Here is a 26,111-nt window from a genome sequence, read left to right as displayed (position 1 = left end):
TTCTCTTCACGGCAAAGGATGTTCACAATGAAGCTCCGCAAGGTCTCCGCCGCGGCCGCCACCGCTCTCGTCCTCGCCCTGACCGCCACCGCCTGCGGTGGCGGCGACGGTGACTCCAACGGTTCCGGCTCCGGAGGCGGCGACAAGATCAAGATCGGCATCAAGTACGACCAGCCGGGTCTCGGCCTGAAGGAGCCCGACGGTTCCTTCTCCGGCTTCGACGTGGACGTGGCGACGTACGTGGCCAAGGAACTGGGCTACGAGCCCAACCAGATCGAGTGGGTCGAGACCAAGAGCGCCGACCGTGAGAACGCGCTGGCTCGCGGTGACGTGAAGATGATCGCGGCCACCTACTCGATCACCGACGAGCGCAAGCAGAAGGTCGACTTCGCCGGCCCGTACCTGCTGGCCCACCAGGACCTGCTCGTGACGGCGGACTCGGACATCAAGGAGGGCACGGACCTCAACGGCAAGAAGCTGTGCTCGGTGACCGGTTCCACCTCGGCTCAGAACGTCAGGGACAAGATTGCGCCGAAGGCCCAGCTCCAGCAGCTCGGCGGCTACTCGGAGTGCATCGCGGGTCTGCAGAGCGACCAGCTCGACGCCCTGACCACGGACGACGCGATCCTCGCCGGCTTCGCGGCGCAGGACCAGTACAAGGGGCAGTTCAAGCTCACCGGGCTCAAGCTGAGCAACGAGAACTACGGCATCGGTGTGAAGAAGGGCGACACCGCGACCGTGAACAAGATCAACGACGCGCTGGAGAAGATGGTCAGCGACGGCGCCTGGGAAAAGGCCGTCAAGGACAACTTCGGGCCGGCGAACTACAAGAACGAGCCGGCCCCGAAGATCGGCCAGATCGTCCAGTAAGGCGGGACTCCGCCGACGCAGGATCCCCGCCATCACAGCGGGGATCCGCAGGCGCGCCGCCGCCTCTCGCTCCTCCGGCGGCGGCGCGGCACGTCCGCTGTCCAAGCCACACACCCGGAAGCGCGGGAGATCGTGTTCGACTTTCTATCTGACTATGACGACCCGACCCTGCTGGGTGCCTTCTGGGTCACGGTGCAGCTCACCGTCCTCTCGGCCATCGGATCACTGATCTGGGGCACCATGCTGGCCGCTATGCGGGTCAGCCCGGTTCCACTGATGCGCGGGTTCGGCACCGCCTACGTGAACATCGTCCGGAACATCCCTCTCACCGTCATCATCGTCTTCACCTCGCTCGGCCTCGCCAACATCTTCGGCGTGACGATGGGCGCACCCGACGACTTCGAAGCCAAGGCGTTCCGCTTGGCGGTCCTCGGCCTCGTCGCCTACACCGCGGCCTTCGTCTGCGAGGCGATCCGCTCCGGCATCAACACCGTGCCTGTCGGACAGGCGGAGGCGGCCCGTGCCATCGGGCTGAGCTTCAGCCAGATCCTGCGGCTCGTCGTGTTGCCGCAGGCGTTCCGCTCCGTCATCGGACCGCTGGCCAACGTGCTCATCGCGTTGACCAAGAACACCACCGTGGCGGCCGCGATCGGCGTGGCGGAGGCCGCCCTCCTGATGAAGGAAATGATCGAGAACGAGGCACAGACGCTGCTCATCGGCGCGATCTTCGCCTTCGGTTTCGTGGTACTGACCCTGCCCACCGGCCTGCTCCTCGGCTGGCTGAGCAAGCGACTGGCGGTGAAGCGATGACGTCCGTCCTCTACGACGCCCCCGGCCCCCGGGCCAAGCGGCGCAACGTGCTCTTCTCGGTGGTCTTCTTCGTCCTGCTCGCCCTGCTGCTGTGGTGGGTCTGGCAGACCATGGACGACAAGGGCCAGCTGGAGTGGTCCCTGTGGAAGCCGTTCACCACGTCCGAAGCGTGGACGACGTACCTGCTGCCGGGCCTGGCTGACACCCTGAAGGCTGCGGCCCTCTCCATGGTCATCGCCCTTCCGCTGGGCGCCGTCCTCGGCATCGCACGCATGTCCGACCACCGCTGGGTGCGCATCCCGGCCGGTGCGGTGGTCGAATTCTTCCGGGCGATCCCCGTACTGCTGCTGATGCTGTTCGCCAACGAGTTCTATGTCCGCTCCACGGGAATCCCCAGTGATGAGCGGCCCCTGTACGCGGTGGTCACCGGCCTGGTGCTCTACAACGCCTCGGTCCTCGCCGAGATCGTACGCGCCGGCATCCTGTCCCTGCCCAAGGGACAGTCGGAGGCCGCCATGGCGGTCGGTCTGCGCAAGAGCCAGACGATGTCGAGCATCCTGCTCCCGCAGGCCGTCACCGCCATGCTGCCGGCCATCGTCAGCCAGCTGGTCGTCATCGTGAAGGACACCGCGCTGGGCGGCGTGATGCTCGGGTTCACCGAGCTGCTCAACACGCGCAGCACCCTCGCGGCCAACTACGCGAACGTCATCCCCAGCTTCATCGTGGTGGCGGTCATCTTCATCGTGCTGAACTTCATCCTCACGACTTTCGCCTCCTGGCTGGAGCGCAGGCTGCGCCGGAGCAAGCGCAGCACGGGTGCTGTTCTCGGCGCCGACAAGGTCGACGACGTGAACGCGGCCGAGGTGGGTGGCACCTACGGCACCGGTGCCGGCGGCTCGATCTGACGGCCCGCCAACCGCTGTTACCGTGGCCCGCCGGGGAACCGGCGGGCCACGGTCATGCCTAGCCATGAGCCATCCGGCTTCGACCACCCCTTGACACCCCATCAAGTGACGAGAGTGTCGCCCGGCTACCCTTGGGTGCGGGGCATGATCGCCACCGGCCGCCGGTCACTTGACGCAAGCACCGGCAATGGGTTGCATACGTTCTGTGATCGTGCACCCTGCTCCAACTTCCTGTTCACCCACGTCTCTCAGGACATCACCGCGGGCAGGGGGCGCCGCGCCGTGGACCCGGTGATCATCGTCGGAGCGGGGCCCGTGGGGCTCACGCTCGCCCTGGCGCTGGCGCGTCAGGAGGTGCCGTGCGTCGTTCTCGACGAGGGGCCGGGCAAGGACGAACCCCGTGCGGCGCGCACCGTCGTCCTGCGCGAGGACACCGCCGCCCTCGTGGAACGGCTGACCGGCATGCCCCTCGCCCGAGCCGGTGCGCACTGGGCCGGATGGCGGTCGATGCGGCGCAAGCAGGTGATGCGCGAGATCGTCTTCGACGGCAGTGAGCCGGCTCCCCTGCACATCGCCCAGCACGTGCTGACCGGTGCCCTGCGCGCGGCCATCGCGGGTGAACGGCTCGTCAAGGTCGCGGTGGAGAGCCGGCTCGACGGTGTCGAACAGGAGTCCTCGGGCGTCACGGCCCACACCCGCGGCCCCAAGGGCACATGGTGGCGCGGCAGTTACCTGGTCGGCTGTGACGGCCCCCGCTCGACCGTGCGCAAGATCCAGGACATCCGCTTCCCGGGCCGTACGGCGGTGGAACGTCACGCCGTCGCCGCGCTCCGTACGGAACTGCCCTGGCACGACGAGGCGTTGCTGCACCGTATGCCGCCCTGGCGCATGTCCGGCCCCTCGGCCGGCGAAGTCACCGCGCGCCCGCTGCCGGACGGCGTCTGGCGCCTGGACTGGCTCCTGCCACCCGGCAAGGACCTGGTCACACCCGAACTGCTGCTCACCCGTATCCGGGAGACGCTGGCCGGCTGGGCGGGCGGCACGACACCGCCGTACGAGCTGCTGGACACCGGTGTCCACACCGTCCACCACCGGCTGGCCCGCCGCTGGCGCGCCGACCGTGTGTTCCTCGCCGGCGACGCGGCCCACCTGCTCGGCGCGCTGGGCACGCACGGGCTGGACGAGGGCCTGCGGGACGCCGACAACCTCGCCTGGAAACTGGCCCTGGCCTGGCACCACGGGCCGCACGAGGAGCTCCTCGACAGCTACCAGACGGAACGCCGGGCGGTCGTCGCCGCCCGGCTGCGCGCCGCCGACCAGGCGCTGCCGCTGCTGCGCGGCGGTGGAGGGCTGCGCGCCGTCGTCCCCGGCTCGTCCCGGGGCCACGATGCTCTCCTCACGGAGGGTCACTTGGGGTACGGCCAGCTCGGTGCGCCGGGGGCGTACGCCGACTCGCCGCTCGCGCCCCGACACCTCGAAGGGCAGGCCCCGGTCGACACGCCACTCGGAGCACCGGTCACCGACGTACGGGTCACCGCGGAGGACGGCACCTTCGTACGGCTGCGGGACCGGCTCGGCCGCGGCGCGCTGCTGGTGCTGCTGATCGCGCCGGGCACGGGCGTCTGGGAGCGCAAGCACTGGGTCAGCGCGGGCATCATGCCGCAGCTCGCGGCGGCGGTCACGGCACTGCCGCACCCCGCCGAGCTGCTCGTCGCCGAAAAGTATCCGGGAGCGGCCGCGCACACGGTGCTCCTGGTGCGCCCCGACGGGCACCTCGTCACCGCGCTGAGCGGAGTACGCCCGGCCGATCTGTACGCGGCGGCGGAGGCCGTGGTGGGCGGACCGGTGAAAGCGCAGGCCGAGGCCGGTGCTTCGGCCGGCTCGCGCTGACGTCGGCCCCGGCGTGATGTGCTCACTGTCACGGTGCGTCCGCATGGTGACAGTGAGTTGACCTGTCCGGGCGGCCATGGTGTACTCCGCTGCGTGACCGACACTTGTGTGCGCCTGTGGCGGAGGGTCCATATGGACCTCCTCCGCTATGCGGGCTGCGTGTGTCGCCCGTCCTGCTGACTTCGCATTTCCCTTCCCTCTGTGCGCGCGCCGCGCTCTGTCCGTCGGCTGCCGCGCCCTCCTCGCGAACCTTCATCAGGACCTTCAGGACGGCACTCGTGTCTGTATCCCCTTCCGCGACCCCCTCTGTCTCCTCCGCCGGTTCGGCTCCCACGCAGGCCGTCCTCTACGACTTCGTCCGGCGCGCGGCCGCCGACAGCGAGCTGATCGACTCCTTGCCGCTCGACCCCGAGGGCCGTACGTGGGTGCGGCTGGACGGGCCCGGCGGCAGCGAGGCCTGGCTGATCGGCTGGCCGCCCGGCACGGGCACCGGCTGGCACGACCACGCCGACTCGGTCGGCGCCTTCCTGACCGCGTCGGGCGAACTCAAGGAGAACTCGCTCGCCGCGCGGCTGCCCACCGACGGCTGGAAGACCCTGGAACTCACCGAGGACGTGGACCGGGAACGCCGGCTGCGGGCCGGTCAGGGTCGGGCCTTCGGCCGGCACCACGTCCACGAGGTGCTCAACGAGTCCCCCGACCGGCACGCGATCTCCGTCCACGCCTACTACCCGCCTCTGCCGCAGATCCGCCGCTACAGCCGCAGCGGTCCGATCCTGCGCCTCGAGCAGGTCGAGCGACCGGAGGACTGGCAGTGAGCACCACACCCGGGCCGACGGGCCGCGACCCTCAACCGCCTCTCGGCATCGACGAGTTGCTGGAGCGGGTCCGGGCCGGCTACGAGCGGATCGAACCGCGGGAGGCGTACGAGGCCGCCCGGGCCGGCGACGCGCTCCTGGTCGACATCCGCTACGCCGCCCTGCGCGAACGGGACGGCCTCATCCCCGGCGCCCACATCGTCGAGCGCAACGAACTGGAGTGGCGCCTCGACCCCCGGGGCAGCCACCGACTCCCCGAGGCAACGAGCCACGCCCTGCGCATCGTCGTGATCTGCAACGAAGGCTACGCATCCAGTCTGGCGGCCCAGTCCTTGCAGCAACTGGGACTGCACCGGGCCACGGATCTGGTCGGGGGGTTCCAGGCTTGGCGGGGGGCCGGGCTGCCGGTGGTGTAACCACCTGGGAAGTCGCCTGAGCCGGTCACCTGGGAAGTCGCCTGAGCCGGTTCTGGCGGTTGTCGCGTCGGCAGCGAGAACCGGTCTTGAGCCTCCACTCGGGGGGGCTCCTCCTCCCCCCTCCCGCCCCCGTTTCAGACCTGCGTCAGCGGCACAGTCCGCTCAGAACCCCTCGTCCCCGAGAAACTCCGTGTCCTCCCCCTCCTCCTCCAGCGCCTGCCGGACGACCCGCAGGGCCATGCCCTCGGGGTAGCCCTTGCGGGCGAGCATGCCCGCGAGGCGGCGGAGGCGTTTGTCGCGGTCGAGGCCACGGGTGGAGCGGAGCTTGCGGGCGACGAGCTCATGCGCGGTCGCCTCTTCTTGCTCGGAGTCGAGCTGGGAGACGGCCTCGTCGATCAGTGTGGAGTCCACGCCCTTGGTCCGCAGCTCGCGGGCGAGCGCCCGCCGGGCCAGCCCTCTGCCGTGGTGCCGGGACTCCACCCACGCGTCCGCGAAGGCACCGTCGTTGATGAGGCCGACCTCTTCGAACCGCGACAGCACCTCCTCGGCGGCGTCGTCCGGGATCTGCCGCTTGCGCAGGGCGTCGGCGAGTTGCTTACGGGTCCGCGGGGTCCCGGTGAGCAGGCGCAGGCAGATCGCCCGAGCCTGCTCGACCGGGTCCCCTGGAGGTGCCTCCTGCTCGGCCCTCGACGAGGAGAGGGCACCTCCGTCCTCGGCATCAGCCGCCGCCTCACCGAAACCACGCCGACGACGACCCCGCCTGCCGCGCGGCCCGCCGTCACGCGAGCCGCCTCTGGGTGAGCCGCCCCCGTGCGGCCCGGTGTCGTCCCCGCCCTCGTACAGCCGGTCGCCCTCGTGTGGTGTGTCCTCGGGGCCGGCCTCCCCGTCCACGGCTGATCCCACGTCGCCTCCGGTGCCCCTACCCCGGGGGGCACCGGAGGCAACGTACTCGTACTCCGCCCAGTCGGTTCGCCGTGTCACGGGTCAGCTCTTGGCTGCGGCGGCCTTGGACTTGGCGGTCTTGGCCGGTGCCGGAGCGGGGACAGCGGGTGCCTCGTCGGCCGGTACGGAGACCGCGGCGTCCGTGACCGGCTCGGCGGCCGGCTCCGCGGGGCGCACGCCGACGCCCAGCTTCTCCTTGATCTTCTTCTCGATCTCGTTGGCGAGGTCGGGGTTGTCCTTCAGGAAGTTGCGCGCGTTCTCCTTGCCCTGGCCGAGCTGGTCGCCCTCGTACGTGTACCAGGCGCCGGCCTTGCGGACGAAGCCGTTCTCCACGCCCATGTCGATCAGGCCGCCCTCGCGGCTGATGCCGTGGCCGTAGAGGATGTCGAACTCGGCCTGCTTGAAGGGCGGGGCGACCTTGTTCTTGACGACCTTCACGCGAGTGCGGTTGCCGACCGCGTCCGTGCCGTCCTTCAGCGTCTCGATACGACGGATGTCGAGTCGCACCGAGGCGTAGAACTTCAGCGCCCGGCCACCGGTCGTGGTCTCCGGGGAGCCGAACATCACGCCGATCTTCTCGCGCAGCTGGTTGATGAAGATCGCGGTGGTCTTGGACTGGTTGAGCGCGCTGGTGATCTTCCGTAGGGCCTGGCTCATCAGGCGGGCCTGCAGACCGACGTGACTGTCGCCCATCTCGCCCTCGATCTCCGCACGCGGGACGAGCGCGGCGACGGAGTCGATGACGATGAGGTCGAGGGCGCCGGAGCGGACCAGCATGTCCACGATCTCCAGGGCCTGCTCGCCGTTGTCCGGCTGGGAGAGGATGAGGTTGTCGATGTCGACGCCGAGCTTCTTCGCGTACTCGGGGTCGAGTGCGTGCTCCGCGTCGACGAAGGCGACTTGGCCGCCGGCCTTCTGCGCGTTCGCCACCGCGTGCAGGGTCAGGGTGGTCTTACCGGAGGACTCCGGTCCGTAGACCTCGACGACGCGGCCGCGCGGCAGGCCGCCCACGCCGAGGGCCACGTCGAGGGCGGTGGACCCGGTCGGAATCACCTCGATTGGCTCGTTGACCCGGTCACCCATGCGCATGACCGCGCCCTTGCCGAACTGCCGTTCAATCTGTGCGAGTGCGGCATCCAGGGCCTTCTCGCGGTCGGTTCCTGCCATGGGTTCCACCCGATTTGCTTGAGTCGATCGCTTCACGTCAAAGACGCTAACGCCTGCCACTGACAATGCGCCCCGACGCACGTCCGGCCTGTGGATAACTGGGGCATTTATCTACCCAAAGTACGTCGAAATGCCCTTCGTTGAGCCTCGCCGGTCTGTCCATGAGAATGGATGTTCGATTTTCGTGTCAAGCGCACCACGCGGCACCGCGCACCTTGCCCCATGTCGGGGTGAGCTCGTGCCGGAGTACCGTGCGCCCCGCACGCAGGTGCGTGCACTCGAGGGGGGAGAGGCCGATGTGCCGGATCACCGCGGCTGGCAAGGAAGCCGCCGTCGCACGATTCCTTCAGGAGTTCCCCCAGGCACCGCAGTACGGCCGGGACCATCCCGCGCTACGCGGCTGTGACGACGTCACCTGGGCAGACTTCCCCGGTTGCCCCGCCGGGGTCCCGGCCCTCATGGGCGGTCTGCTGGATCCGGCCTCGGCTTCCGAGGCCGAGCGGGTGCTCTGCAACGTCCTGATGGACGGTGTCTTCAGGCTGGGCCCGGCCATGTCGGCAGCTCTGCCGTTCCTGCTCCGCCTCGCCGCCGATCCGGCGGTGCCGGTGCGGACCGAGCTGGTCGAGGTCCTGTTCGTCGTCGCGGAGCTCTCGCATCCCGTCGACGGAGGCAGTGAGCAGGCGATCCGGTTCTTGGGCAGCGATCGCGACCACCCGGAACGCGCACGGTGCCGGGCCGTGTTCTCCGAGCATGCCGAACTGGTGGGGGGTCTGCTGGACGACCGGACGCTGCCGGGCGGGCTCATCCCGCCCGACGAGCGGGCGAGCCTCCTGAAGGCCGCGACGCCGTAGGGTCCGGGCGGCTCGGGCCGCTCAGGAGGAGCGGGCCGCTCAGGAGGAGCGCTTTCCGGAGCCCCCGTCTCCGGGCCGCTCCGCCGTCGGCCGCCGTGCCCACAGCCCTCTCGCGCGCGTGAGCAGGCCCGGTCCCTCTCCCCGCCGGCGGTGGCCGTGCACCCGGGGGTCGTCCGTGACGTCGTAGCGCTTCACATACGCCCCGAGGAAGGCCTGGAGCGTGGCGATGGCGGGGATGGCGATCAGCGCGCCGACGGCGCCGAGGAGGGCGGTGCCGGCGATGACCGAGCCGAAGGCGACCGCGGGGTGGATGTCGACGGTCTTGGAGGTCAGCTTGGGTTGCAGCACGTAGTTCTCGAACTGCTGGTAGATGACGACGAAGACCAGCACCCACAGGGCGTACCAGGGATCCACAGTGAACGCGATCAGCATGGGCAGGGCGCCCGCGAGATAGGTGCCGATGGTGGGGATGAACTGCGACACCAGGCCCACCCACACGGCGAGCACGGGCGCGTAGGGCACGTCCAGGACCTGCAGCAGGACGAAGTGCGCCACGCCGGAGATCAGCGCCATCAGGCCGCGGGAGTAGATGTAGCCGCCGGTCTTGTTGACGGCGATCTCCCACGCGCGCAGTACCTCGGCCTGGCGGGCTGGCGGCAGGACCGAGCAGATCGCGCGGCGCAGTCGCGGGCCGTCGGCGGCGAAGTAGAACGAGAACAGGGCGATCGTGAGCAGTTGGAAGAGGCCCCCGATGACCTGGGCGGACACGGCCAGGACGCCGGTGGCGCTGTTCTGTACGTAGTTGCGCAGCCAGTCGGAGCGGAGCACGCCCTCCTGGATGTCGACGCGTTTCAGGTCGGTTCTGAAGTGCGTGTTGATCCAGTGGATGACGGAGTCGAGGTACGCGGGGAAGCCTTCGATCAGCTTGATGATCTGGTCCGCGAGGACGGAACCGAGCAGGGTGACGAAGCCGGCCGACACGATCATCACGCCGATGAAGACGACGAACGTGGCGAGCCCTCTGCGCATGCCGCGCGAGGCCATCCAGCTGACCGCGGGCTCTATGGCGAGCGCCAGGAAGAACGCGATGAGGATGTTGATCAGCAGGCCGGTGAGCTGGTGGAAGGCCCAGCTGCCCAGCTGGAACACGGCGACGAGGGCAAGCGCGAGCACCATGGCGCGGGGCAGCCAGCGCGGCATACGGCCGTTCGCCCCGGCCCCGCCGACCGGGGGCGGGGCGGGCGGCGTCGTACCGGAAGCTGGTGACTGCTGGGCTGCCTGCCCGGTCTCGTCAGTGGGTGCCACGGTCCAAGTCTGGCCCACACCACCGACAGCCGTGTACCCGCCTGCGATCTTCGTGACCGGTCAGCGACGTCCTCGGCCGGCCGGCCGATCCGGCCGACGGTCTCCGAGGCCGGTGAACCCTGCCCGCCGACGATCTCCGAGGCTCGTCGGCGACGGTCAGTGCCTCTCCCGGGGCACGTCCATCACCGAGCAGACGACCTGCCAGACCTCCTTGGCGCCCCAGCCGGCCGCGAGCGCCTCGTCCACGGTGCGCCCGCCGAGCTCGGACATCACGTGGTCGCGCGCGAAGGTTTCGGCGTAGCCAGGACCGAAGTGCTCCGCCATTCGCTGCCAGAAGACCGTCAACCGCATGACTCCAGTATCCCGCCCCTGGGGGTGGGCCTGAGCCGTGACCGCCTGCCGGCGCCGTTTCGCGCCCTACGGTCTGACCCATGGCCGAATCAGGAGCTACCGAAGTCCCCCCGACGCCCTCGCCGCACAGCCCCGTCACGCGCGCGGAGCGTTTCGTCCGGCTCACCGCGCGCGTGCTCGAGCAGCACCGCTTCGCCCACCACTTCCGGGGCGCCGCCGCCGACCCGGTGGAGACCGCCCTGGACGCCTACCGCAACGAGGACGGTGGGTACGGCCACGCGCTGGAGCCCGATCTGCGCGGCCCGGTCAGCCAGCCGCTGCACACCGCGCACGCCCTGCGGGTCCTGGACGCGATCGGACGCTGCGCCGGCCAGCGCGTGGAACGCATCTGCCGCTACCTGACGTCGGTCTCCACGGCGGACGGCGCCCTCCCCGCGATCCATCCCAGCCAGCGCGGCTACCCGACGGCTCCCTTCGTGACGGTGGTGGACGATCCGCCCAGCGACCTCCTGGCCACGGGGCCGGTGGTGGGGCTGCTGCACCGCAACGGGGTGTGGCACGCCTGGCTGTTCCGGGCCACGGACTTCTGCTGGCAGGCGGTCGAGGGCCTGGAGAAGTCGCACCCGTACGAGATCGAGGCCGCTGTGGCCTTCCTGGATTCCGCCCCTGACCGCCCGCGCGCGGAGGCGGCCGCCGGCCGTCTCGGCCGCCTGGTCCGCGAACACCGTCTCGCGGCCCTGGACCCCGACGACCTGGACGCGTATCCGGTGTCCCCCGGCTACGCCCCGGGGGAGCACCACTTCCCGTGCGACTACGCGCGGACACCGCGCTCGCTCGCGCGCGCGTGGTTCACGGACGAGGAGATGGCCCGGTCCCTGGACCATCTCGCGGCCCAGCAGCAGGAGGACGGCGGCTGGCCCGTCCGGTGGCGCCGCTGGGCCCCGGCCCCCGCCCTGGAGGCCCGCCCGCTCGTGACGATCGAGGCCCTGCGCGTGCTCAGCGCGTACGGCCACGTCATCGACTGATCACCCCGCCCCCATGGCCCGCACCCCCGCGGTCACCAGCACGGCCGCGGCGACGACGAGCAGGAACGGGGCGCGCAGCACCAGTGCGAGGGCCGCGGCGGCGAGTCCGGCGGCCCGCGCGTCCAGCACCGGCGTCTGCCCGTCGGCGAAGGTCTGCTGGGCGGTGAGGGCAGCGAGCAGCGCGACGGGCAGCAGCGCGGCGAGGCGTTTGACGACAGGCCGCTCCAGGGCCCCTTCGGGCACCAGGAGCCCGGCCAGCTTGACGGCGTAGCACCCGAGGACGGTCACACCGATCGCGATCCACACGTTCACCGTGCGTCCCCCTGTCCCCTGCGCCGGCCGTCCGCCCACAGCACGGCCGGCGCCGCCAGCGCGGCCAGCAGCACCGGCACCCCGGCGGGCAGGACGGGCAGCAGTCCGAGTCCCAGCAGCACGGCGAGCCCGGCGACGGCCCGCTCGGTGCCGGTCTTCAGCATCGGCGCGAGCAGCGCCAGAAACACCGCGGGGCCGGCGGCGTCCAGGCCCCACGCGTCGGTGTCCCCGATGGCCTCCGCGCCCACGGCGCCGAGCAGCGTGGTGAGGTTCCACAGGAGGTACAGGCTCAGCCCGGTCACGACGAACCCGAGCCGTGCGGCGCGCCGTGTGGGCTGGGCGAGCGCGACGGCGGCCGTCTCGTCGATCACCCACTGGGCGGCGAACGGCCGCACCGCGCGCGGGAGGGCCAGCAGCTGCGACAGACGCAAGCCGTAGAAGGCGTTCCGCACGCCCAGGAAGAAGGCCCCGGCGGCGGCGGTGAACGGGCTGCCCCCGGCCGCGAGGGCCCCTACCAGGGCGAACTGGGACGCACCGGTGAACACCAGAAGACTGAGCGCGCACGTCTGCAGCAGCGTGAGTCCGCTGCCAGCTGATGTCACTCCGAAGGCGAACCCGGACAGCCCGACGGCCACCCCGACCCCCAGGGCGTCGCGCACGACGGCCCGGTTCGCCTTCCCACCGATGTCCGCATCTTCGAGAGCTGTCTGATCTGCCACGACCCGCACGCTACGACCAGCGGCTACCGCAGATCTTGTACGTTCTTGCGCTCCCGTTGGTACGCCCCCGGAGGCACGCCGACCATCCGGCTGAAGTGCCGGTTGAGATGCGGCTGGTCGGTGAACCCGACGGCCAGGGCGACCTCGGAGGGCGCCGTCCCCGTGTCCAGCAGCCGCCGCGCCCGCCGGACCCGCGCGTCCGTGAGCCACGCGTGCGGCGGCATCCCGTAGACGCCCCGGAAGGCCCGCAGCAGGGCGAACGGGCTGGTCCCGAGGTCGGCCGCCAGTTGCTCCAGGGTCGGCGGATGTGCCATCCGCTCTTCCAGCACACCACGCGCGCGTGCCGCGATCCGGGCTCCCGCCGTCCGCACCTGGCGCCGGGGCAGGGGCCCGCCGTTCAATCGCAGCAGCCTGGTCACGGCGACCCGCAGCAGCGTGTCCGCAGCCAGCGCGTTGCCCTCGTCGGCGGCCCGCAGCACCTGGTGCACCAGACCCCCGGCATAGGGATCGTCGACCACCGGGCTGACGAACCCCGGCGTCCCGCGCAGTGAAGTCGTCTCGGCCGCGATCTCCCGCACCACCTCGGCCGAGGGGTACACGGCCCCGTACCGCCACCCTTCGGGCACCCCGGCCCGTCCCGTGTGCGGCGTGTCGGGATTCACCAGTGCGAGAGCCCCGGCTCCGGCGTACTGATCGCCCCCGCCGTGGTGGAAGACCTCCACCCCGTCGGCGATGGCGGCGATCACGAAGTTCTCGTGCGTGTGCCGCACGAACGTCTTGCGCACATACCGGGCCCGCAACAGATCGACCCCCGGCAGCTCGTCGTACTGCCAGTGCCGTGCGCGCTCGTTCATACGACCATTGTCCGCGGCCGCGGGCGACACGATGCACCCCGGCCGGCACCCCGGCGAAGCGGCAGGCCACGAGGCGGCGCGGCCCCTGTTGTCAGTGGGGCCACGAGGCGGCGAGGCCCCGTTGTCACTGGGGTCACGAGGCGGCGAGGCCCCGTTGTCAGTGCCGAGGTGCACGATGGACGCATGCCCAGCAATGCGCAGCGAGCCCTGGACGGCTTCTCCCCCGCGACCCGCGCCTGGTTCACGGGTGCCTTCTCCGCGCCCACCTCGGCCCAAGCCGGTGCGTGGCAGGCCATCCACGAGGGCTCGGACGTGCTGGTCGTCGCCCCCACCGGCTCCGGCAAGACCCTGGCGGCCTTCCTGGCCGCTCTGGACCAACTGGCCTCGGCGCCTCCCCCCGCCGACCCCAAGAAGCGCTGCCGCGTGCTGTACGTCTCGCCCTTGAAGGCCCTGGCGGTGGACGTCGAGCGCAACCTGCGCAGTCCGCTGACCGGCATCCGCCAGGAGTCCGTGCGCCTCGGCCTGCCCGAGCCCGAGGTCAAGGTGGGCATCCGCTCGGGCGACACCCCCGCCGCCGAGCGCCGAGCGCTGTCGACCCGTCCGCCGGACATCCTGATCACGACCCCGGAATCGCTGTTCTTGATGCTGACGTCGGCCACGCGCGACGCGCTGGCGGGCGTGGAGACGGTGATCCTCGACGAGGTGCACGCGGTCGCCGGCACCAAGCGCGGCGCCCATCTCGCGCTCTCCCTCGAGCGGCTGGACGACCTCCTCCCGAAGCCCGCCCGCCGCATCGGCCTCTCCGCGACGGTCCGCCCGGTGGACGAGGTGGCCCGTTACCTCTCGCCGCGCGGCAAGGTGGAGATCGTCCAGCCGGAGTCGGGCAAGGAGTTCGACCTGTCCGTGGTGGTCCCGGTCGAGGATCTGGGCGAGCTGGGCGGCTCCCCGGTGGCGGACGGCAAGGAGGGTGCCGAGCGCCCGTCCATCTGGCCGCATGTGGAAGAGCGGATCGCCGACCTCGTCCAGTCCCACCGCTCGACGATCGTCTTCGCGAACTCCCGCCGCCTCGCGGAGCGCCTCTGCAACCGCCTGAACGAGATCGCGTACGAGCGGGCCACGGGCGAGACGCTCGACGAGCACCACTCCCCCGCCGAGCTCATGGGCGGCTCGGGAGCAGCCCAGGGCGCCCCCCAGGTCATCGCCCGCGCCCACCACGGCTCGGTCTCCAAGGAGCAGCGCGCCCTGGTCGAGGAGGACCTCAAGGCGGGGCGCCTGCCCGCGGTGGTGGCGACGTCCAGTCTCGAACTGGGCATCGACATGGGCGCGGTGGATTTGGTCGTGCAGGTGGAGTCGCCGCCCTCCGTCGCCTCCGGCCTGCAGCGCGTCGGCCGTGCGGGGCACCAGGTGGGCGCGGTCTCCACCGGTGTGGTCTTCCCGAAGTATCGGGGCGACCTGGTGCAGGCGGCGGTGGTCACCGAGCGCATGCGCACCGGCTCCATCGAGTCCCTGAAGGTCCCCACCAACCCCCTGGACGTCCTGGCGCAGCAGGTGGTCGCCATGACGGCCCTGGACACGTGGCAGTTCGACGACCTCCTCGCCGCCGTCCGCCGGGCCGCCCCGTTCGCCTCACTGCCCGAGTCGGCCTTCACGGCGGTCCTCGACATGCTGGCCGGCCGCTACCCGTCCGACGCGTTCGCGGAGCTGCGCCCGCGCGTGGTGTGGGACCGCGTCACCGGCGAGATCACCGGCCGCCCCGGCGCACAGCGCCTCGCCGTCACCTCCGGCGGCACGATCCCCGACCGTGGCCTCTTCGGCGTCTTCCTCGCGGGCGCCGACCCCAAGAAGGGCGGCGGCCGGGTCGGCGAGCTCGACGAGGAGATGGTCTACGAGTCCCGCGTCGGCGACGTCTTCACGCTCGGCACCAGCTCCTGGCGCATCGAGGACATCACCCGCGACCGCGTCCTGGTCTCCCCGGCCCCCGGCGTGCCGGGCCGGCTGCCCTTCTGGAAGGGCGACCAGCTGGGGCGCCCGCTGGAACTGGGCCGGGCGGTGGGCGCGTTCCTGCGCGAGGTCGGGTCGCTGTCCAAGGACGACGCCCGTCTTCGCCTCCTCGCCGCCGGCCTCGACGCGTGGGCCGCTGAGAACGTGCTGTCGTACCTGGACGAGCAGCGCGAGGCCTGCGGCCACATCCCGGACGACCGGACGATCGTCGTGGAGCGCTTCCGCGACGAGCTCGGTGACTGGCGCGTGGTCGTGCACTCCCCCTTCGGCGCCCAGGTGCACGCCCCGTGGGCGCTCGCGCTCGGCGCGAAGCTGTCCGAGCGGTACGGCATGGACGCGCAGGTCATGCACGCCGACGACGGCATCGTGCTGCGCCTGCCGGACGCCGACCTGATGGGCCTGGACCTGCTGGACCAGGAGCCGGTGAAGATGGGCCGGGAGTACGACGCCGACCAGGCCCCGGTGGGCGCGGCGGACGTCGTCTTCGACAAGGGCGAGGTCGACCAGGTCGTCACCGATCAGGTGGGCAGTTCCGCCCTGTTCGCCTCGCGTTTCCGTGAGTGCGCCGCACGCGCGCTGCTGCTGCCGCGCCGCAACCCGGGCAAGCGCACCCCGCTGTGGCAGCAGCGCCAGCGCGCCTCGCAGCTGCTGCAGGTGGCCAGCGAGTTCGGCTCGTTCCCGATCGTCCTGGAGGCGGTCCGCGAGTGTCTCCAGGACGTCTTCGACGTCCCCGGGCTCGTCGAGCTGATGGGCGACCTGGAGTCCCGCAAGGTCCGCCTGGTCGAGGTCACCACTCCCGAGCCCTCCCCCTTCGCCCGCTCCCTCCTCTTCGGCTACGTCGCCCAGTTCCTGTACGAGGGCGACTCTCCGCTCGCCGAGCGCCGCGCCGCCGCCCTGTCGCTGGACTCCCGGCTGCTGGCCGAGCTGCTGGGTCAGGCGGAGCTGCGCGAGCTGCTCGACGCGGAGGTGCTGACCGAGCTGGAGCGGGAGCTCCAGTGGCTCACCGAGGACCGCCGCGCCAAGGACGCCGAGAGCGTCGCGGACCTCCTTCGCCTCCTGGGCCCGCTCACGGAGGCGGAACTGGCCGAGCGGGGCGCCGAACCGCAGTGGGCACAGGAACTGGCCGGTACCCGCCGCGCCATCCGGGTCCGGATCGGGGGCAGGGACCACTGGGCGGCGATCGAGGACGCGGGCCGCCTGCGCGACGCGCTGGGCACAGCCCTGCCGGTCGGCGTCCCGGAGGCCTTCACGGAGCCCGTCAAGGATCCGCTCGGCGACCTCCTGGCGCGCCACGCCCGCACCCACGGACCCTTCACCTCGGCCACGGCGGCGGCCCGTTTCGGCCTGGGCGTCGCCGTCACCGAAGGCGCCCTCCAGCGGCTCGCGGCGGCGGGCCGGGTCGTCCAGGGCGAGTTCCACCCGGCCGGGATCGGCCAGGAGTGGTGCGACGCTGCCGTGCTGCGCCGGCTGCGCCGCCGCTCCCTGGCAGCCCTGCGGCACGAACTGGAGCCGGTGCCTCCGGCCGCGCTCGCCCAGTTCCTCCCCCAGTGGCAGCACATCGGCAAGGGGCACTCCCTGCGCGGCGTCGACGGGCTGGTCCGCGCCATCGAGCAGGTCCAGGGCGCGTCCGTACCGGCCTCCGCCCTGGAGAAACTGGCCCTGCCCTCCCGGGTCGCGAACTACACCCCGGCGATGCTGGACGAGCTCACCGCCGCCGGTGAGGTGATCTGGGCCGGGGCGGGCTCTCTCCCCGGCAAGGACGGCTGGGTCTCCCTCTACCTGGCGGACGCGGCTCCCCTGCTCCTGCCGCCCCCGCACCCGTTGGAGCTGACCGCCCTGCACCAGTCCGTCCTGGACACCCTCTCCGCCGGCTACGGCCTGTTCTTCCGCCAGATCGCCGACCAGGTCCGCGCCACCACCCACCCCGAGGCCACCGACCCGCAACTGGCCGACGCCCTGTGGGACCTGGCCTGGTCCGGCCGCCTGACGAACGACACGCTCGCCCCCATGCGCTCCCTGCTCGGCTCGGGCCGCACCGCGGGCGCCACGGCCCACCGGGCCAAGCGCACGGTCCCGCGCGGCCGCTACGGCTCCCTGACGGCCGCGGCCCGCACCGCGTCCCGCTCCGGCCCGCCGACGGTCGCGGGCCGCTGGTCCCTGCTCCCGGCCCACGAAGCCGACCCCACCGTGCGCGCCCACGCCCTCGCCCGCACCCTCCTCGACCGGCACGGCGTGGTCACCAGGGGCGCCGTCGCGGCGGAGGGCGTCGAGGGCGGCTTCTCGGCGACCTACCGCGTCCTGTCCGTCTTCGAGGAGAGCGGCCAGGCCCGTCGGGGCTACGTGGTGGAGGGCCTCGGCGCCGCGCAGTTCGCGATGGACGGTGCGGTGGACCGTCTGCGCGCGGTGTCCAGCGCCCGCGACCGCGGCCAGGACCTGCCCGGCCCGCCTCCCGGCTCTGAACCCGACCCGTTCCCCGCTCATGACTTCGCCGGACCGGACGACTCCGCCCCTTCCCACGACCACACCGACGCCCCCGGCCCCGGCCCCGGCCTCGACGGCTTCCCCGACCTGGGCGCCTCCTACGACGCCCCCCGACCGTCCCCGGGCGAGTGGGTCTCGCCCCGCGACTACGCCCCGCAGGCCGCCCCGTCCTGGCAGAACGACGGGCGCGCGGCGTACGACCAAGGGTCTCCGGGCCGCCGTACCCGCCCTGACGGCGTTTCCCGGGCCGTCGTCCTCGCCGCCGCCGACCCGGCCAACGCGTACGGCGCCGCCCTGGCCTGGCCCGAGCCCCCGACGGGCGCCGGACACAAGCCGGGCCGCAAAGCGGGTTCCCTGGTGGTGCTCGTCGACGGTGAACTGACGCTCTACATGGAGCGCGGCGGCAAGACCCTGCTGGCCTGGGCCGCCGACCCGGAGGGCGCCCCCTCCGACGACCCCCGCCTGGGCACCGCCGCGGAGGCCCTCGCCGCGGCGGCGCGCGCGGGCTCGCTCGGCACGGTCACGGTGGAGCGCGTCAACGGCGCCCAGGCCCTGACCTCCCCCATCGGCGCCCTCCTGGAAGGAGCGGGCTTCATCGCGACGCCCCGAGGCCTCCGTCTGCGCGCCTGAGACGGCCTCCCGCCCACAGCCGCTCCGGCCGAGCACGCGCCCACCGTGCCACCCTTGACCCATGCCCGAAGGTGACACGGTCTGGCAGGCCGCGAGGCGGTTGCACGACGCCCTCGCGGGCAAGGTGCTGACCCGCAGCGACCTCAGGGTGCCCCGCTTCGCCACGGCCGACCTCACGGGCCGCGCAGTCCTGGACGTCACCGCGCGCGGCAAGCACCTCCTCACTCGTGTCGAGGGCGGCCTGACCCTCCACTCCCACCTGCGGATGGACGGCTCCTGGAAGGTGTACGGAAACGGCCAGCGCTGGAGCGGCGGCCCCGGCCACCAGATCCGCGCGATCCTCGGCACCACCGACCGCACGGCCGTCGGCTACCGCCTCCCCGTCCTGGAACTCCTGCGCACCACCGACGAGCAGCGCGCGGTCGGCCACCTCGGCCCCGACCTCCTCGGCCCCGACTGGGACCCCGACCGGGCTCTCGCCAACGTCCTCCAGGACCCCGCCCGCGAACTCGGCGAGGCCCTGCTCGACCAGCGCAACCTCGCCGGCATCGGCAATGTCTACAAGAGCGAGCTCTGCTTCCTCCTGGGCGTCACCCCCTGGCTGCCGGCCGGCGACCTGCCCGCCGACCGCGCGGCGAAGCTGCCCGCGCTCGCCAAAAAGCTGCTCGAGGCCAACCGCGACCGCCCCATCCGCAGCACCACGGGCCATCACGGCCAGGACCTCTTCGTCTACGGCCGCGCCCCCCGCCCCTGCCTGCGCTGCCGCACCTCGATCCGCGTCGCCGACCAGGGCGACGGCTCCCGCGAACGCCCCACCTACTGGTGCCCCACCTGTCAGCCAGGCCCTGCCCCCGCCCCGACCCGGCACAGCCGCACCAATTGACGACCCGTCAGAAACGCTCGTACGGTCCCTGTATGCCCGTCACGGCGTACGACCTCACCGGCCGCACCGCGTTCGTCACCGGCGCCGCGAGTGGCATCGGCCGCGCCTCGGCGCTTCTGCTCGCCGAGGCGGGCGCGACCGTGCATTGCGCCGACCATGACGCCGAGGGCCTGCACGAGACGGCGGCCCTGATCAAGGGCAACGGCGGCACAGCCCGCACCCACACCCTCGACGTCACCGACCGCACCCTGCTGAGGCAGGCCCTCACCTCCTGCGAACGCCTGGACGCCCTCGCCGCGGTCGCCGGGATCATGCATCGCAGCCCCGTGCTGGAGACCCGGGACGAGGACCTCGACCGAGTACTGAACGTCAACTTCAAGGGAGTGCTGTACGCCTGCCAGGAGGCCGCCCGCCTGATGATCGACCGCGGTACCCGGGGCAGCATCGTCACCATGGCCTCGGGCGCCGTCGACACAGGCGGCCCCGGTCTGCTCTGCTACGGCGCGGCCAAGGCGGCGGTGGTCCAGCTGACCAAGACCCTCGCGACGGAGGTCGGCCGGCACGGAATCCGCGTCAACGCGGTCGCCCCGGGCTGGATCCGTACGCCGATGACCGACCGCGAGGACAGCGAGTCGCAGGCGCACACGGAGTCCGTCATGGCCCGGATGTCACCCCTGGGCCGCGTGGGCGAGCCCGAGGACATCGCCCACGCGATCCTCCACCTGGCCTCCGACGCCTCGGCCTTCACAACGGGTCAGATCCTCCGCCCGAACGGGGGTGTGGCGATGCCGTGGTGACACAACCCGTGCGCCCATCAAGGCTCGCACCCCGGCCCCACCGACCGCCACGCCCGGCCCAGGACACCGGCTCATCGCCGCACCCACCCCCTGGCAGGCCCGTCGGCCGCCGAAACGACCGCCACGGCTCCCCCTCAGGACACCGACCGGTCCCCGCACCACCCACCCGGCCAAGCCCCCGACTGCCGACACCACCTGGGCACCCCTGCTCTGCCCCGACGAGCACGGTCCCGAGCAGCAGCTCGCGAACCGGCTGCGGCAGAGCTTCCGCGCCCACCACACCGCTCCCGCCCAGCCCACGAGCCACCGCCCCAACAAGGGCACGCCCCGGGCCACCACCCCTCACACAGCAACCGCCGCAGCCAAAACGCCCCCTACACTCCCCCCGACTTCACCCCCGCCGCACCGCCACCCCCGCCCCCGGCCCGCAAAACCCTCCGCCACCGCCCGGCCCCCACAACGCCCCGCGCCCGCCGCTTGGGCACGCAGTGCACGGGCAGCACGCTCAGCCCCCATCCCCCGGCCGCGACCGCCGCCTCCAGCACCCCCGCCTCAGGCACGGCCACGAGCCGCAGCACGGCCCACCACCACAGCGCCCCCATCCCGAGCGCGGCCCCGCGGGCCCCCCAGCGCCGACTCCCCCAGTGCGCTATCCCCGCCATGGCCGCCACCTCCAGCCCGACGCTATGCAGCCACCCGGGCCGGCGGACAGGGCGCACCACAGGCACACGGGCGCATCGCGCACACCGCTCAGGCCGTGCACGCGCACCCGGCCCACGCCACGCAGACCCTCGCGCCGAGCGATCGCGAAACTCGCGCCCGGCCCGTCACCCGCTCCCGCGCCCTCTCCCGTCACGTCACCCGTTCTCGGCCTGGAACATCCAGTGATGCTTCTCCAGGTCCGCCGTGATCCCGATGAAGATGTCCTGACTCACCGGATCCGGCTCACCGGTCGTCTCGACCCGCTGCCGCATGCGCGCGATCACCGCGGCCAGCGCTTCGACGAGCGCTCCCACGGCGGTCGTGTCGTCGACCCACCCTTCGGGGGTCACCCCGATCCCGCTGCCGACGGCCACCGTCGCGGCACGCCCGTCAGGAGAGATCCCGAGGGCCGCGGCGCGCTCGGCCACGGTGTCGGAGTACTTCCGCGCGGTGTCGACGACCTCGTCGAGCTGGAGATGCACGGAACGGAAGCGCGGCCCCACGACGTTCCAGTGGATCTGCTTCGCCACGAGGGCGAGGTCCACCAGATCGACAAGGGCACCTTGCAGCGCCTCGGACACGGTCTTCAGGTTCGCGTCCGACAACGGGCTCTTCACGACGTACATCCGCACCTCCGAGGACTGCCCCCGCCATCCCCTCAACGATGACCGCCACACGCCACACCGGCAAACGCACATGAATCAGACACGGCGCGCATGAGACGGCACGACGGCGTCAGCCTGCCCCCAGGCAAGCGAAAACCCCGGGCGGCACCCCTCCGGATCTTCCGGAAAGGCCCGGCCGGGGCCTCGATCATGCCGTGTGAGCGCAGAGCCTCACGCGGCGACGACGTCCACTGCTTCGGCAGGCGCCTTGATGGTCACCCGTTCCGGTGGCACACCGGCCACCGACACGGAGCCCAGCATCGAGCGAACCGGCGTGTGTACAGGCTCGCTGGGGGTGGCCGCAGCAGACTGGGCCAGCTCGGCGAGGGCGAGCTCGTCGCTCACTTCCCGCATGAGCTCGGACATCCGTACGTCCAGCGCGTCGCAGATGGCGGAGAGCAGCTCGGAGGAAGCCTCCTTCTGCCCCCGCTCCACCTCGGAGAGATAGCCGAGTGAGACTCGGGCGGACGAGGAGACTTCGCGCAGAGTACGGCCCTGGCGCTGGCGCTGCCGACGCAGCACGTCACCCAGCAGGCGACGGAGCAGAATCATCGGTGGCTCCCTCCTCGGACCGCGTAGCCGCATCCATTACGCCCCACCGTACCGCCTTGCGCCGCGGCCGTGCGGGGAGCGATGTCGTGTTCACTCAGGGCTGCAAACATCAAAACCCCCCGTTCCGTTCCGTATCCTGTGCCCGCTCATTCCCAGTCTGTTCGCCCGCAAGCTCCTTCAGGAGCAATGCGAGTACGCTCCGTACACTCTCTCTACGAATTTCCTCGCGGTCGCCGTTCAACCGCAGAGCCTCCACTTTTCCGCCGCCGGCAGAACCGGAATTTGCTCCGGCGGGTCCGTCCACCGCGACGAAAACCGTTCCGACGGCCTGTCCGTCCTGCGGTTCGGGACCCGCGACACCGGTGGTCGCGATGCCCCAGTCGGTGCCGAGCGCCTTGCGTACGCCTGCCGCCATCTGGGCCGCGACCTGCGGATCCACCGCCCCGCGCGCCGCCAGCAGGGTGGCGTCGACACCGAGCAGCTCGTGCTTCAGGTCGGTGGCGTAGGCGGTCACGGAGCCTCGGAAGACCTGGGACGCCCCGGGGACGGATGTGATGTCCGCCGCAACGAGGCCACCGGTCAGCGACTCCGCGACGGCGAGCGTCCTGCCCTTCACCGTGAGTAGTCGCACCACGTCGGTGGCCGTGGAACTCACGCTTCCTTCTCCTCCAACGCGGCCTTGCGCTCGGCGATTCCCTGCCTGCGCAGCACAATGGCCTGTTTCACATAGTCGAGCCCGGTCACCACGGTCAGCACGACCGCCGCGGCCATCACCCACCACCTCAGGGTGGCCAGCCATCCCGTCAGCGCCAGCACGTACATGCCGACGGCCACGCCCTGGGTGAGGGTCTTCAGCTTGCCTCCGCGGCTGGCGGGGATGACGCCGTAGCGGATCACCAGGAAACGCAGCAGGGTGATCCCGAGTTCCCTGCCGAGGATGACGCCGGTCACCCACCAGGGCAGATCGCCGAGCGCGGACAGACAGATCAGCGCCGCCCCCATGATCGCCTTGTCGGCGATGGGGTCGGCGATCTTCCCGAAGTCCGTGACCAGGTTGTACGTGCGCGCCAGGTGACCGTCGAACAGGTCGGTGATCATGGCGACGGCGAAGGCGGCCCAGGCGAGAGCCCGCCACACCGGGTCGTGGCCGCCGTCGGCGAGCATCAGCGCGACGAAGGCCGGCACGAGGACCAGCCGGAGCATGGTCAGGAGGTTGGCGATGTTCCAGACACTGGCCTGGTTGACGGCCGCGGCAGCGATCTTCCCGCCCCGCGGGGTCTTCCCTTCGCTCTGGGCGTCGACGTCGTCGCCCTCACCGTGGACGGTCTCACCGGCACCGGGTACCGCCGCGGCAGCCCCGCCGTGATCCACCCCGGACGAGGCACCGGGTCCCGCACCGGGCGCCCCGCCATCGGCAGACCGCACGGCCGGATGTCCGGCCGCCGCCCCCGGGGCCACGGGGGCCGCGGGGGCCGGAGCGCCCGCTCCGGCCGCTGCCCTTCTCGCGCCGGAGGAGCCTCCCGCCGCGGATGCCGGGACACCGGTCATCTGCCCGCCTCCTCACTCCACGCAGGCGACGTGAGCGAGCCCTGCAGCGGCTCGGCCACCAGGTCGACACCCTCCGTACCGACCACCTTCGCCTCGACCATACGGCCGCCCCGCAGACCCGCGCCGCTCGTGAGGAGCACCTGGCCGTCCGTCTCGGGCGCCTGGTGCTCCGCGCGGCCGTACACACCCTCCTCGTCGTCCACGGACTCGACGAGGACCCGCACCGTCTGGCCGACGCGGTCCTCGGCCCGCTGCGAGACGAGTTCCTCGGCCAGTCGGGAGATGTGGGCCAGCCGCTCGGCGACGACGTCCTCGTCGAGCTTGTCGGCGTAGGTCGCCGCCTCGGTGCCCTCCTCGTCGGAGTAGCCGAAGACGCCGATGGCGTCCAGCCGCGCGCCGTTCAGGAACCGCTCCAGCTCGGCGAGGTCGGCCTCGCTCTCGCCGGGGAAGCCCACGATGAAGTTGGAGCGCACGCCGGCCTCGGGCGCCTTGCTGCGGATGGTGTCGAGCAGTTCCAGGAACCGGTCGGTGTCACCGAAGCGGCGCATCGCGCGCAGCACGCCGGGCGCGGAGTGCTGGAAGGACAGGTCGAAGTAGGGCGCGACCTTCGGGGTCGAGGTCAGCACGTCGATGAGGCCGGGCCGCATCTCGGCGGGCTGCAGGTAGCTGACGCGGACGCGCTCGATGCCGTCGACTTCGGCGAGCTCGGGCAGCAGCGACTCCAGCAGACGGATGTCGCCCAGGTCCTTGCCGTAGGAGGTGTTGTTCTCGGAGACCAGCATGATCTCCTTCACGCCCTGCTCGGCCAGCCAGCGCGTCTCGTTCAGCACGTCGCTGGGGCGGCGGGAGATGAAGGAGCCGCGGAAGGAGGGGATGGCGCAGAAGGAGCAGCGCCGGTCGCAGCCGGAGGCGAGCTTGACGGAGGCGACCGGGGAGCCGTCCAGACGACGGCGCAGGGGTGCGCGCGGGCCGGAGGCCGGGGCGAGGCCCTCGGGAAGATCCGCCGGTGCGACGGCGGGCTCGGCCGGGCCGTGCCCGGGCAGTGCCACCTCGGCCGCCGACTCCTGGCGCTGCGCCGGGCTGATCGGCAGCAGCTTGCGCCGGTCGCGCGGGGTGTGCGCGGCGTGGATGCCACCGTTGAGGATGGTCTGCAGGCGGTCCGAGATGTCCGAGTAGTCGTCGAAGCCGAGCACGCCGTCGGCCTCGGGGAGGGCTTCGGCGAGTTCCTTGCCGTACCGCTCGGCCATGCAGCCCACCGCCACGACGGCCTGGGTTCTGCCGTGCCCCTTGAGGTCGTTGGCTTCGAGGAGGGCGTCGACGGAGTCCTTCTTCGCGGCTTCGACGAAGCCGCAGGTGTTCACGACAGCGACGTCCGCGTTCTCGGCGTCCTCCACGAGCTGCCAGCCGTCCGCCTCCAAACGGCCTGCGAGCTCCTCCGAGTCCACCTCGTTACGGGCGCAGCCAAGGGTGACGAGTGCGACGGTACGGCGTTCAGGCATGGGCTCAAGACTACTTCGTCCCGCTGACACCCCACGTCGACGGGGTTGGCCGTTTCCCGGCCAACCCCGTATCAACTGGACCTTTCGGTCTGATCACCCGGCCTCGGGGTCGCCCTTCGTGTAGGTCAGGCGCTCGACGGAGCCCGGCTGGAAGTTCTCCTCGATCTTCTTGCCGTTGACGAAGAGGTCGATCGCGCCGGCGTCGCCGAGAACGAGGTGGACCTTCGAGCTGTCCTGGAAAGTCTTCGAGTCGCCCCGCTTGAGGACACCATCGAAGATCATCCGGCCGTTGTGGTCCTTGGCGGCGATCCAGCTGCGGTCGTCGACGGCGGCCACCCGGACGGTCACCTTGTCCTGCGGCGCGGCCGCGATGGCGCTGTCGGACGGCTCGGGCTTGGGGTCTGCGGGCTTCTTGGTCTTGGTGGTCGGGGAGGCGGAGTCGCCGGGCGTGGAGCCCTCGGCCACGTTCGCCTCGTTGGCACCGTCGTCCCCGCCCTGGAACATGGTGAACCCGACGAAGCCGATCACGGCGACGATCGCGGCGACCATGGCCGCGGTCCAGTTGGGCCCCCGCCGCTCCGGACGGATACGTTCCGCCTCGAAGAGAGGGGCTGCCGGGGTCGGTGCCGGACGCCCGCCGTGCTCGTCGCCGTACTGGGCGAGCAGCGGCGCGGGATCGAGGTTGACGGCCTTGGCCAGGGTCCTGATGTGCCCACGGGCGTAGACGTCCCCACCGCAGGGGGAGAAGTCGTCCGCCTCGATCGCGTGCACGATGTTCATGCGGACCCGGGTGGCGCTACTGACGTCGTCGACGGTCAGCCCGGCGGCGATACGAGCCTGCTGCAGGGCATGGCCGATGGAGGGGCGGGCTTCCTCACGGTCTGCTTCGACGTGCTCGTTTTCGAACGGACGCTCGTCTTCAGGGGAGTTGCCGATGGACACGGGGGCGCCTTTCGAGCGTGTAGCCGCCTGTGCTGGAAGTTCAGTCTAGGGGGGTACCAAAAGGGTGGGGCAACCGGGCGGTGTCACTTTGTACGCCATCGGAATGGCCCGACATTCCGATGGTGGGTTCGCTGCTTGTCGCTTCCCTCAACTTGACGTACGCCGAAGGGAAACGG

The 26,111-nt window shown here is 71.6% G+C and carries 25 protein-coding genes and 1 pseudogene; 12 read left to right on the top strand and 14 right to left on the bottom strand.

Annotation, left to right across the window (positions count from 1 at the left end; genetic code table 11):
• Positions 1-27: 27 nt before the first annotated feature.
• The 7 genes from CEB94_RS29845 to CEB94_RS29820 all read left to right on the top strand — a co-directional run bounded on the left by CEB94_RS29845 (position 28) and on the right by CEB94_RS29820 (position 5,709).
• Complete coding sequence (locus CEB94_RS29845; RefSeq protein WP_175435120.1) at positions 28-870, top strand: glutamate ABC transporter substrate-binding protein; 843 nt, start codon at positions 28-30, stop codon at positions 868-870.
• Positions 871-1,002: 132 nt separating this feature from the next.
• A complete protein-coding gene (locus CEB94_RS29840) occupies positions 1,003-1,680 on the top strand; it encodes an amino acid ABC transporter permease (protein ID WP_175435119.1) in 678 nt (225 codons plus the stop codon).
• Positions 1,677-2,585, top strand: coding sequence for an amino acid ABC transporter permease (locus CEB94_RS29835; RefSeq protein ID WP_175435118.1), 909 nt, complete (start codon positions 1,677-1,679; stop codon positions 2,583-2,585). Before CEB94_RS29840 ends, CEB94_RS29835 begins: the two co-directional genes overlap by 4 nt.
• 282 nt (positions 2,586-2,867) lie before the next feature.
• Positions 2,868-4,475: an FAD-dependent monooxygenase gene (locus CEB94_RS29830; protein ID WP_175435117.1), complete on the top strand. Its 1,608-nt coding sequence runs from the start codon at positions 2,868-2,870 to the stop codon at positions 4,473-4,475.
• 132 nt (positions 4,476-4,607) lie between these two features.
• Positions 4,608-4,655: a hypothetical protein gene (locus CEB94_RS42270; protein WP_311314449.1), complete on the top strand. Its 48-nt coding sequence runs from the start codon at positions 4,608-4,610 to the stop codon at positions 4,653-4,655.
• 98 nt (positions 4,656-4,753) lie between these two features.
• Entirely contained in the window at positions 4,754-5,293 is a 540-nt protein-coding gene (locus CEB94_RS29825) for a cupin domain-containing protein (protein ID WP_175435116.1), read from the top strand.
• Positions 5,290-5,709 carry a rhodanese-like domain-containing protein gene (locus CEB94_RS29820; RefSeq protein ID WP_246111947.1) on the top strand — a complete coding sequence of 140 codons (420 nt, stop codon included), beginning with the start codon at positions 5,290-5,292 and terminating at the stop codon, positions 5,707-5,709. Before CEB94_RS29825 ends, CEB94_RS29820 begins: the two co-directional genes overlap by 4 nt.
• Positions 5,710-5,871: 162 nt before the next feature.
• Here CEB94_RS29820 and recX read toward each other — a convergent pair whose 3' ends face one another.
• Entirely contained in the window at positions 5,872-6,690 is an 819-nt protein-coding gene (gene recX / locus CEB94_RS29815; protein ID WP_175435115.1) for a recombination regulator RecX, read from the bottom strand.
• A 3-nt stretch (positions 6,691-6,693) separates the two neighbouring features.
• A complete protein-coding gene (gene recA / locus CEB94_RS29810; protein ID WP_175435114.1) occupies positions 6,694-7,818 on the bottom strand; it encodes a recombinase RecA in 1,125 nt (374 codons plus the stop codon).
• 296 nt (positions 7,819-8,114) lie between these two features.
• Here recA and CEB94_RS29805 point away from each other — a divergent pair, with 296 nt between their 5' ends.
• A complete protein-coding gene (locus CEB94_RS29805; RefSeq protein WP_175435113.1) occupies positions 8,115-8,669 on the top strand; it encodes a hypothetical protein in 555 nt (184 codons plus the stop codon).
• A 39-nt stretch (positions 8,670-8,708) separates the two neighbouring features.
• Here the strand turns inward: CEB94_RS29805 and CEB94_RS29800 are convergent, their stop codons facing one another.
• Positions 8,709-9,974: an AI-2E family transporter gene (locus tag CEB94_RS29800; protein WP_175435112.1), complete on the bottom strand. Its 1,266-nt coding sequence runs from the start codon at positions 9,972-9,974 to the stop codon at positions 8,709-8,711.
• A 156-nt stretch (positions 9,975-10,130) separates the two neighbouring features.
• Positions 10,131-10,325: a DUF3046 domain-containing protein gene (locus CEB94_RS29795; protein ID WP_175435111.1), complete on the bottom strand. Its 195-nt coding sequence runs from the start codon at positions 10,323-10,325 to the stop codon at positions 10,131-10,133.
• Positions 10,326-10,405: 80 nt separating this feature from the next.
• Here CEB94_RS29795 and CEB94_RS29790 point away from each other — a divergent pair, with 80 nt between their 5' ends.
• Entirely contained in the window at positions 10,406-11,350 is a 945-nt protein-coding gene (locus tag CEB94_RS29790; protein WP_175435110.1) for a prenyltransferase/squalene oxidase repeat-containing protein, read from the top strand.
• Here the strand turns inward: CEB94_RS29790 and CEB94_RS29785 are convergent, their stop codons facing one another.
• From CEB94_RS29785 to CEB94_RS29775, 3 genes and pseudogenes are all read right to left on the bottom strand, one after another.
• The gene (locus CEB94_RS29785) at positions 11,351-11,662 is read right to left on the bottom strand and encodes an AzlD domain-containing protein (RefSeq protein ID WP_175435109.1); all 312 of its coding nucleotides are present in this window, start codon (positions 11,660-11,662) and stop codon (positions 11,351-11,353) included.
• Complete coding sequence (locus CEB94_RS29780; RefSeq protein ID WP_175435108.1) at positions 11,659-12,381, bottom strand: AzlC family ABC transporter permease; 723 nt, start codon at positions 12,379-12,381, stop codon at positions 11,659-11,661. The genes CEB94_RS29785 and CEB94_RS29780 overlap by 4 nt, the downstream gene beginning before the upstream one ends.
• A pseudogene (locus CEB94_RS29775) lies at positions 12,291-13,235 on the bottom strand (AraC family transcriptional regulator); the annotation flags it as partial. The gene CEB94_RS29780 and the pseudogene CEB94_RS29775, both read right to left, overlap by 91 nt.
• A 183-nt stretch (positions 13,236-13,418) precedes the next feature.
• On the opposite strand from CEB94_RS29775, the gene CEB94_RS29770 reads away from it, so the two are divergent.
• From CEB94_RS29770 to CEB94_RS29760, 3 genes are all read left to right on the top strand, one after another.
• Positions 13,419-18,347 carry an ATP-dependent helicase gene (locus CEB94_RS29770; RefSeq protein WP_175435106.1) on the top strand — a complete coding sequence of 1,643 codons (4,929 nt, stop codon included), beginning with the start codon at positions 13,419-13,421 and terminating at the stop codon, positions 18,345-18,347.
• Positions 18,348-18,408: 61 nt separating this feature from the next.
• Positions 18,409-19,230 carry an Fpg/Nei family DNA glycosylase gene (locus CEB94_RS29765; protein WP_175435105.1) on the top strand — a complete coding sequence of 274 codons (822 nt, stop codon included), beginning with the start codon at positions 18,409-18,411 and terminating at the stop codon, positions 19,228-19,230.
• Positions 19,231-19,262: 32 nt separating this feature from the next.
• Entirely contained in the window at positions 19,263-20,027 is a 765-nt protein-coding gene (locus tag CEB94_RS29760) for an SDR family NAD(P)-dependent oxidoreductase (protein ID WP_175435104.1), read from the top strand.
• Between the two features lie 374 nt (positions 20,028-20,401).
• Here the strand turns inward: CEB94_RS29760 and CEB94_RS29755 are convergent, their stop codons facing one another.
• The 7 genes from CEB94_RS29755 to CEB94_RS29725 all read right to left on the bottom strand — a co-directional run bounded on the left by CEB94_RS29755 (position 20,402) and on the right by CEB94_RS29725 (position 25,935).
• Complete coding sequence (locus tag CEB94_RS29755; protein ID WP_175435103.1) at positions 20,402-20,689, bottom strand: hypothetical protein; 288 nt, start codon at positions 20,687-20,689, stop codon at positions 20,402-20,404.
• 195 nt (positions 20,690-20,884) lie between these two features.
• On the bottom strand, positions 20,885-21,355 hold the full coding sequence (locus CEB94_RS29750; protein WP_175435102.1) for a Dps family protein: 471 nt from the start codon (positions 21,353-21,355) through the stop codon (positions 20,885-20,887).
• A gap of 210 nt (positions 21,356-21,565) precedes the next feature.
• The gene (locus tag CEB94_RS29745) at positions 21,566-21,946 is read right to left on the bottom strand and encodes a helix-turn-helix domain-containing protein (RefSeq protein ID WP_175435101.1); all 381 of its coding nucleotides are present in this window, start codon (positions 21,944-21,946) and stop codon (positions 21,566-21,568) included.
• A gap of 109 nt (positions 21,947-22,055) precedes the next feature.
• A complete protein-coding gene (locus tag CEB94_RS29740) occupies positions 22,056-22,601 on the bottom strand; it encodes a CinA family protein (RefSeq protein WP_175435100.1) in 546 nt (181 codons plus the stop codon).
• Entirely contained in the window at positions 22,598-23,494 is an 897-nt protein-coding gene (gene pgsA, locus CEB94_RS29735) for a CDP-diacylglycerol--glycerol-3-phosphate 3-phosphatidyltransferase (RefSeq protein ID WP_175435099.1), read from the bottom strand. The genes CEB94_RS29740 and pgsA overlap by 4 nt, the downstream gene beginning before the upstream one ends.
• Entirely contained in the window at positions 23,491-24,993 is a 1,503-nt protein-coding gene (gene rimO / locus CEB94_RS29730; RefSeq protein WP_175435098.1) for a 30S ribosomal protein S12 methylthiotransferase RimO, read from the bottom strand. The genes pgsA and rimO overlap by 4 nt, the downstream gene beginning before the upstream one ends.
• Before the next feature lie 93 nt (positions 24,994-25,086).
• Positions 25,087-25,935 (bottom strand): helix-turn-helix domain-containing protein, encoded by an 849-nt coding sequence (locus tag CEB94_RS29725; protein WP_175435097.1) that lies wholly within the window; start codon positions 25,933-25,935, stop codon positions 25,087-25,089.
• Positions 25,936-26,111 lie beyond the last annotated feature (176 nt).

It is taken from the genome of Streptomyces hawaiiensis (assembly GCF_004803895.1).
Taxonomy (GTDB): domain Bacteria; phylum Actinomycetota; class Actinomycetes; order Streptomycetales; family Streptomycetaceae; genus Streptomyces; species Streptomyces hawaiiensis.
This window is presented reverse-complemented; position numbering and strand designations above follow the sequence as displayed.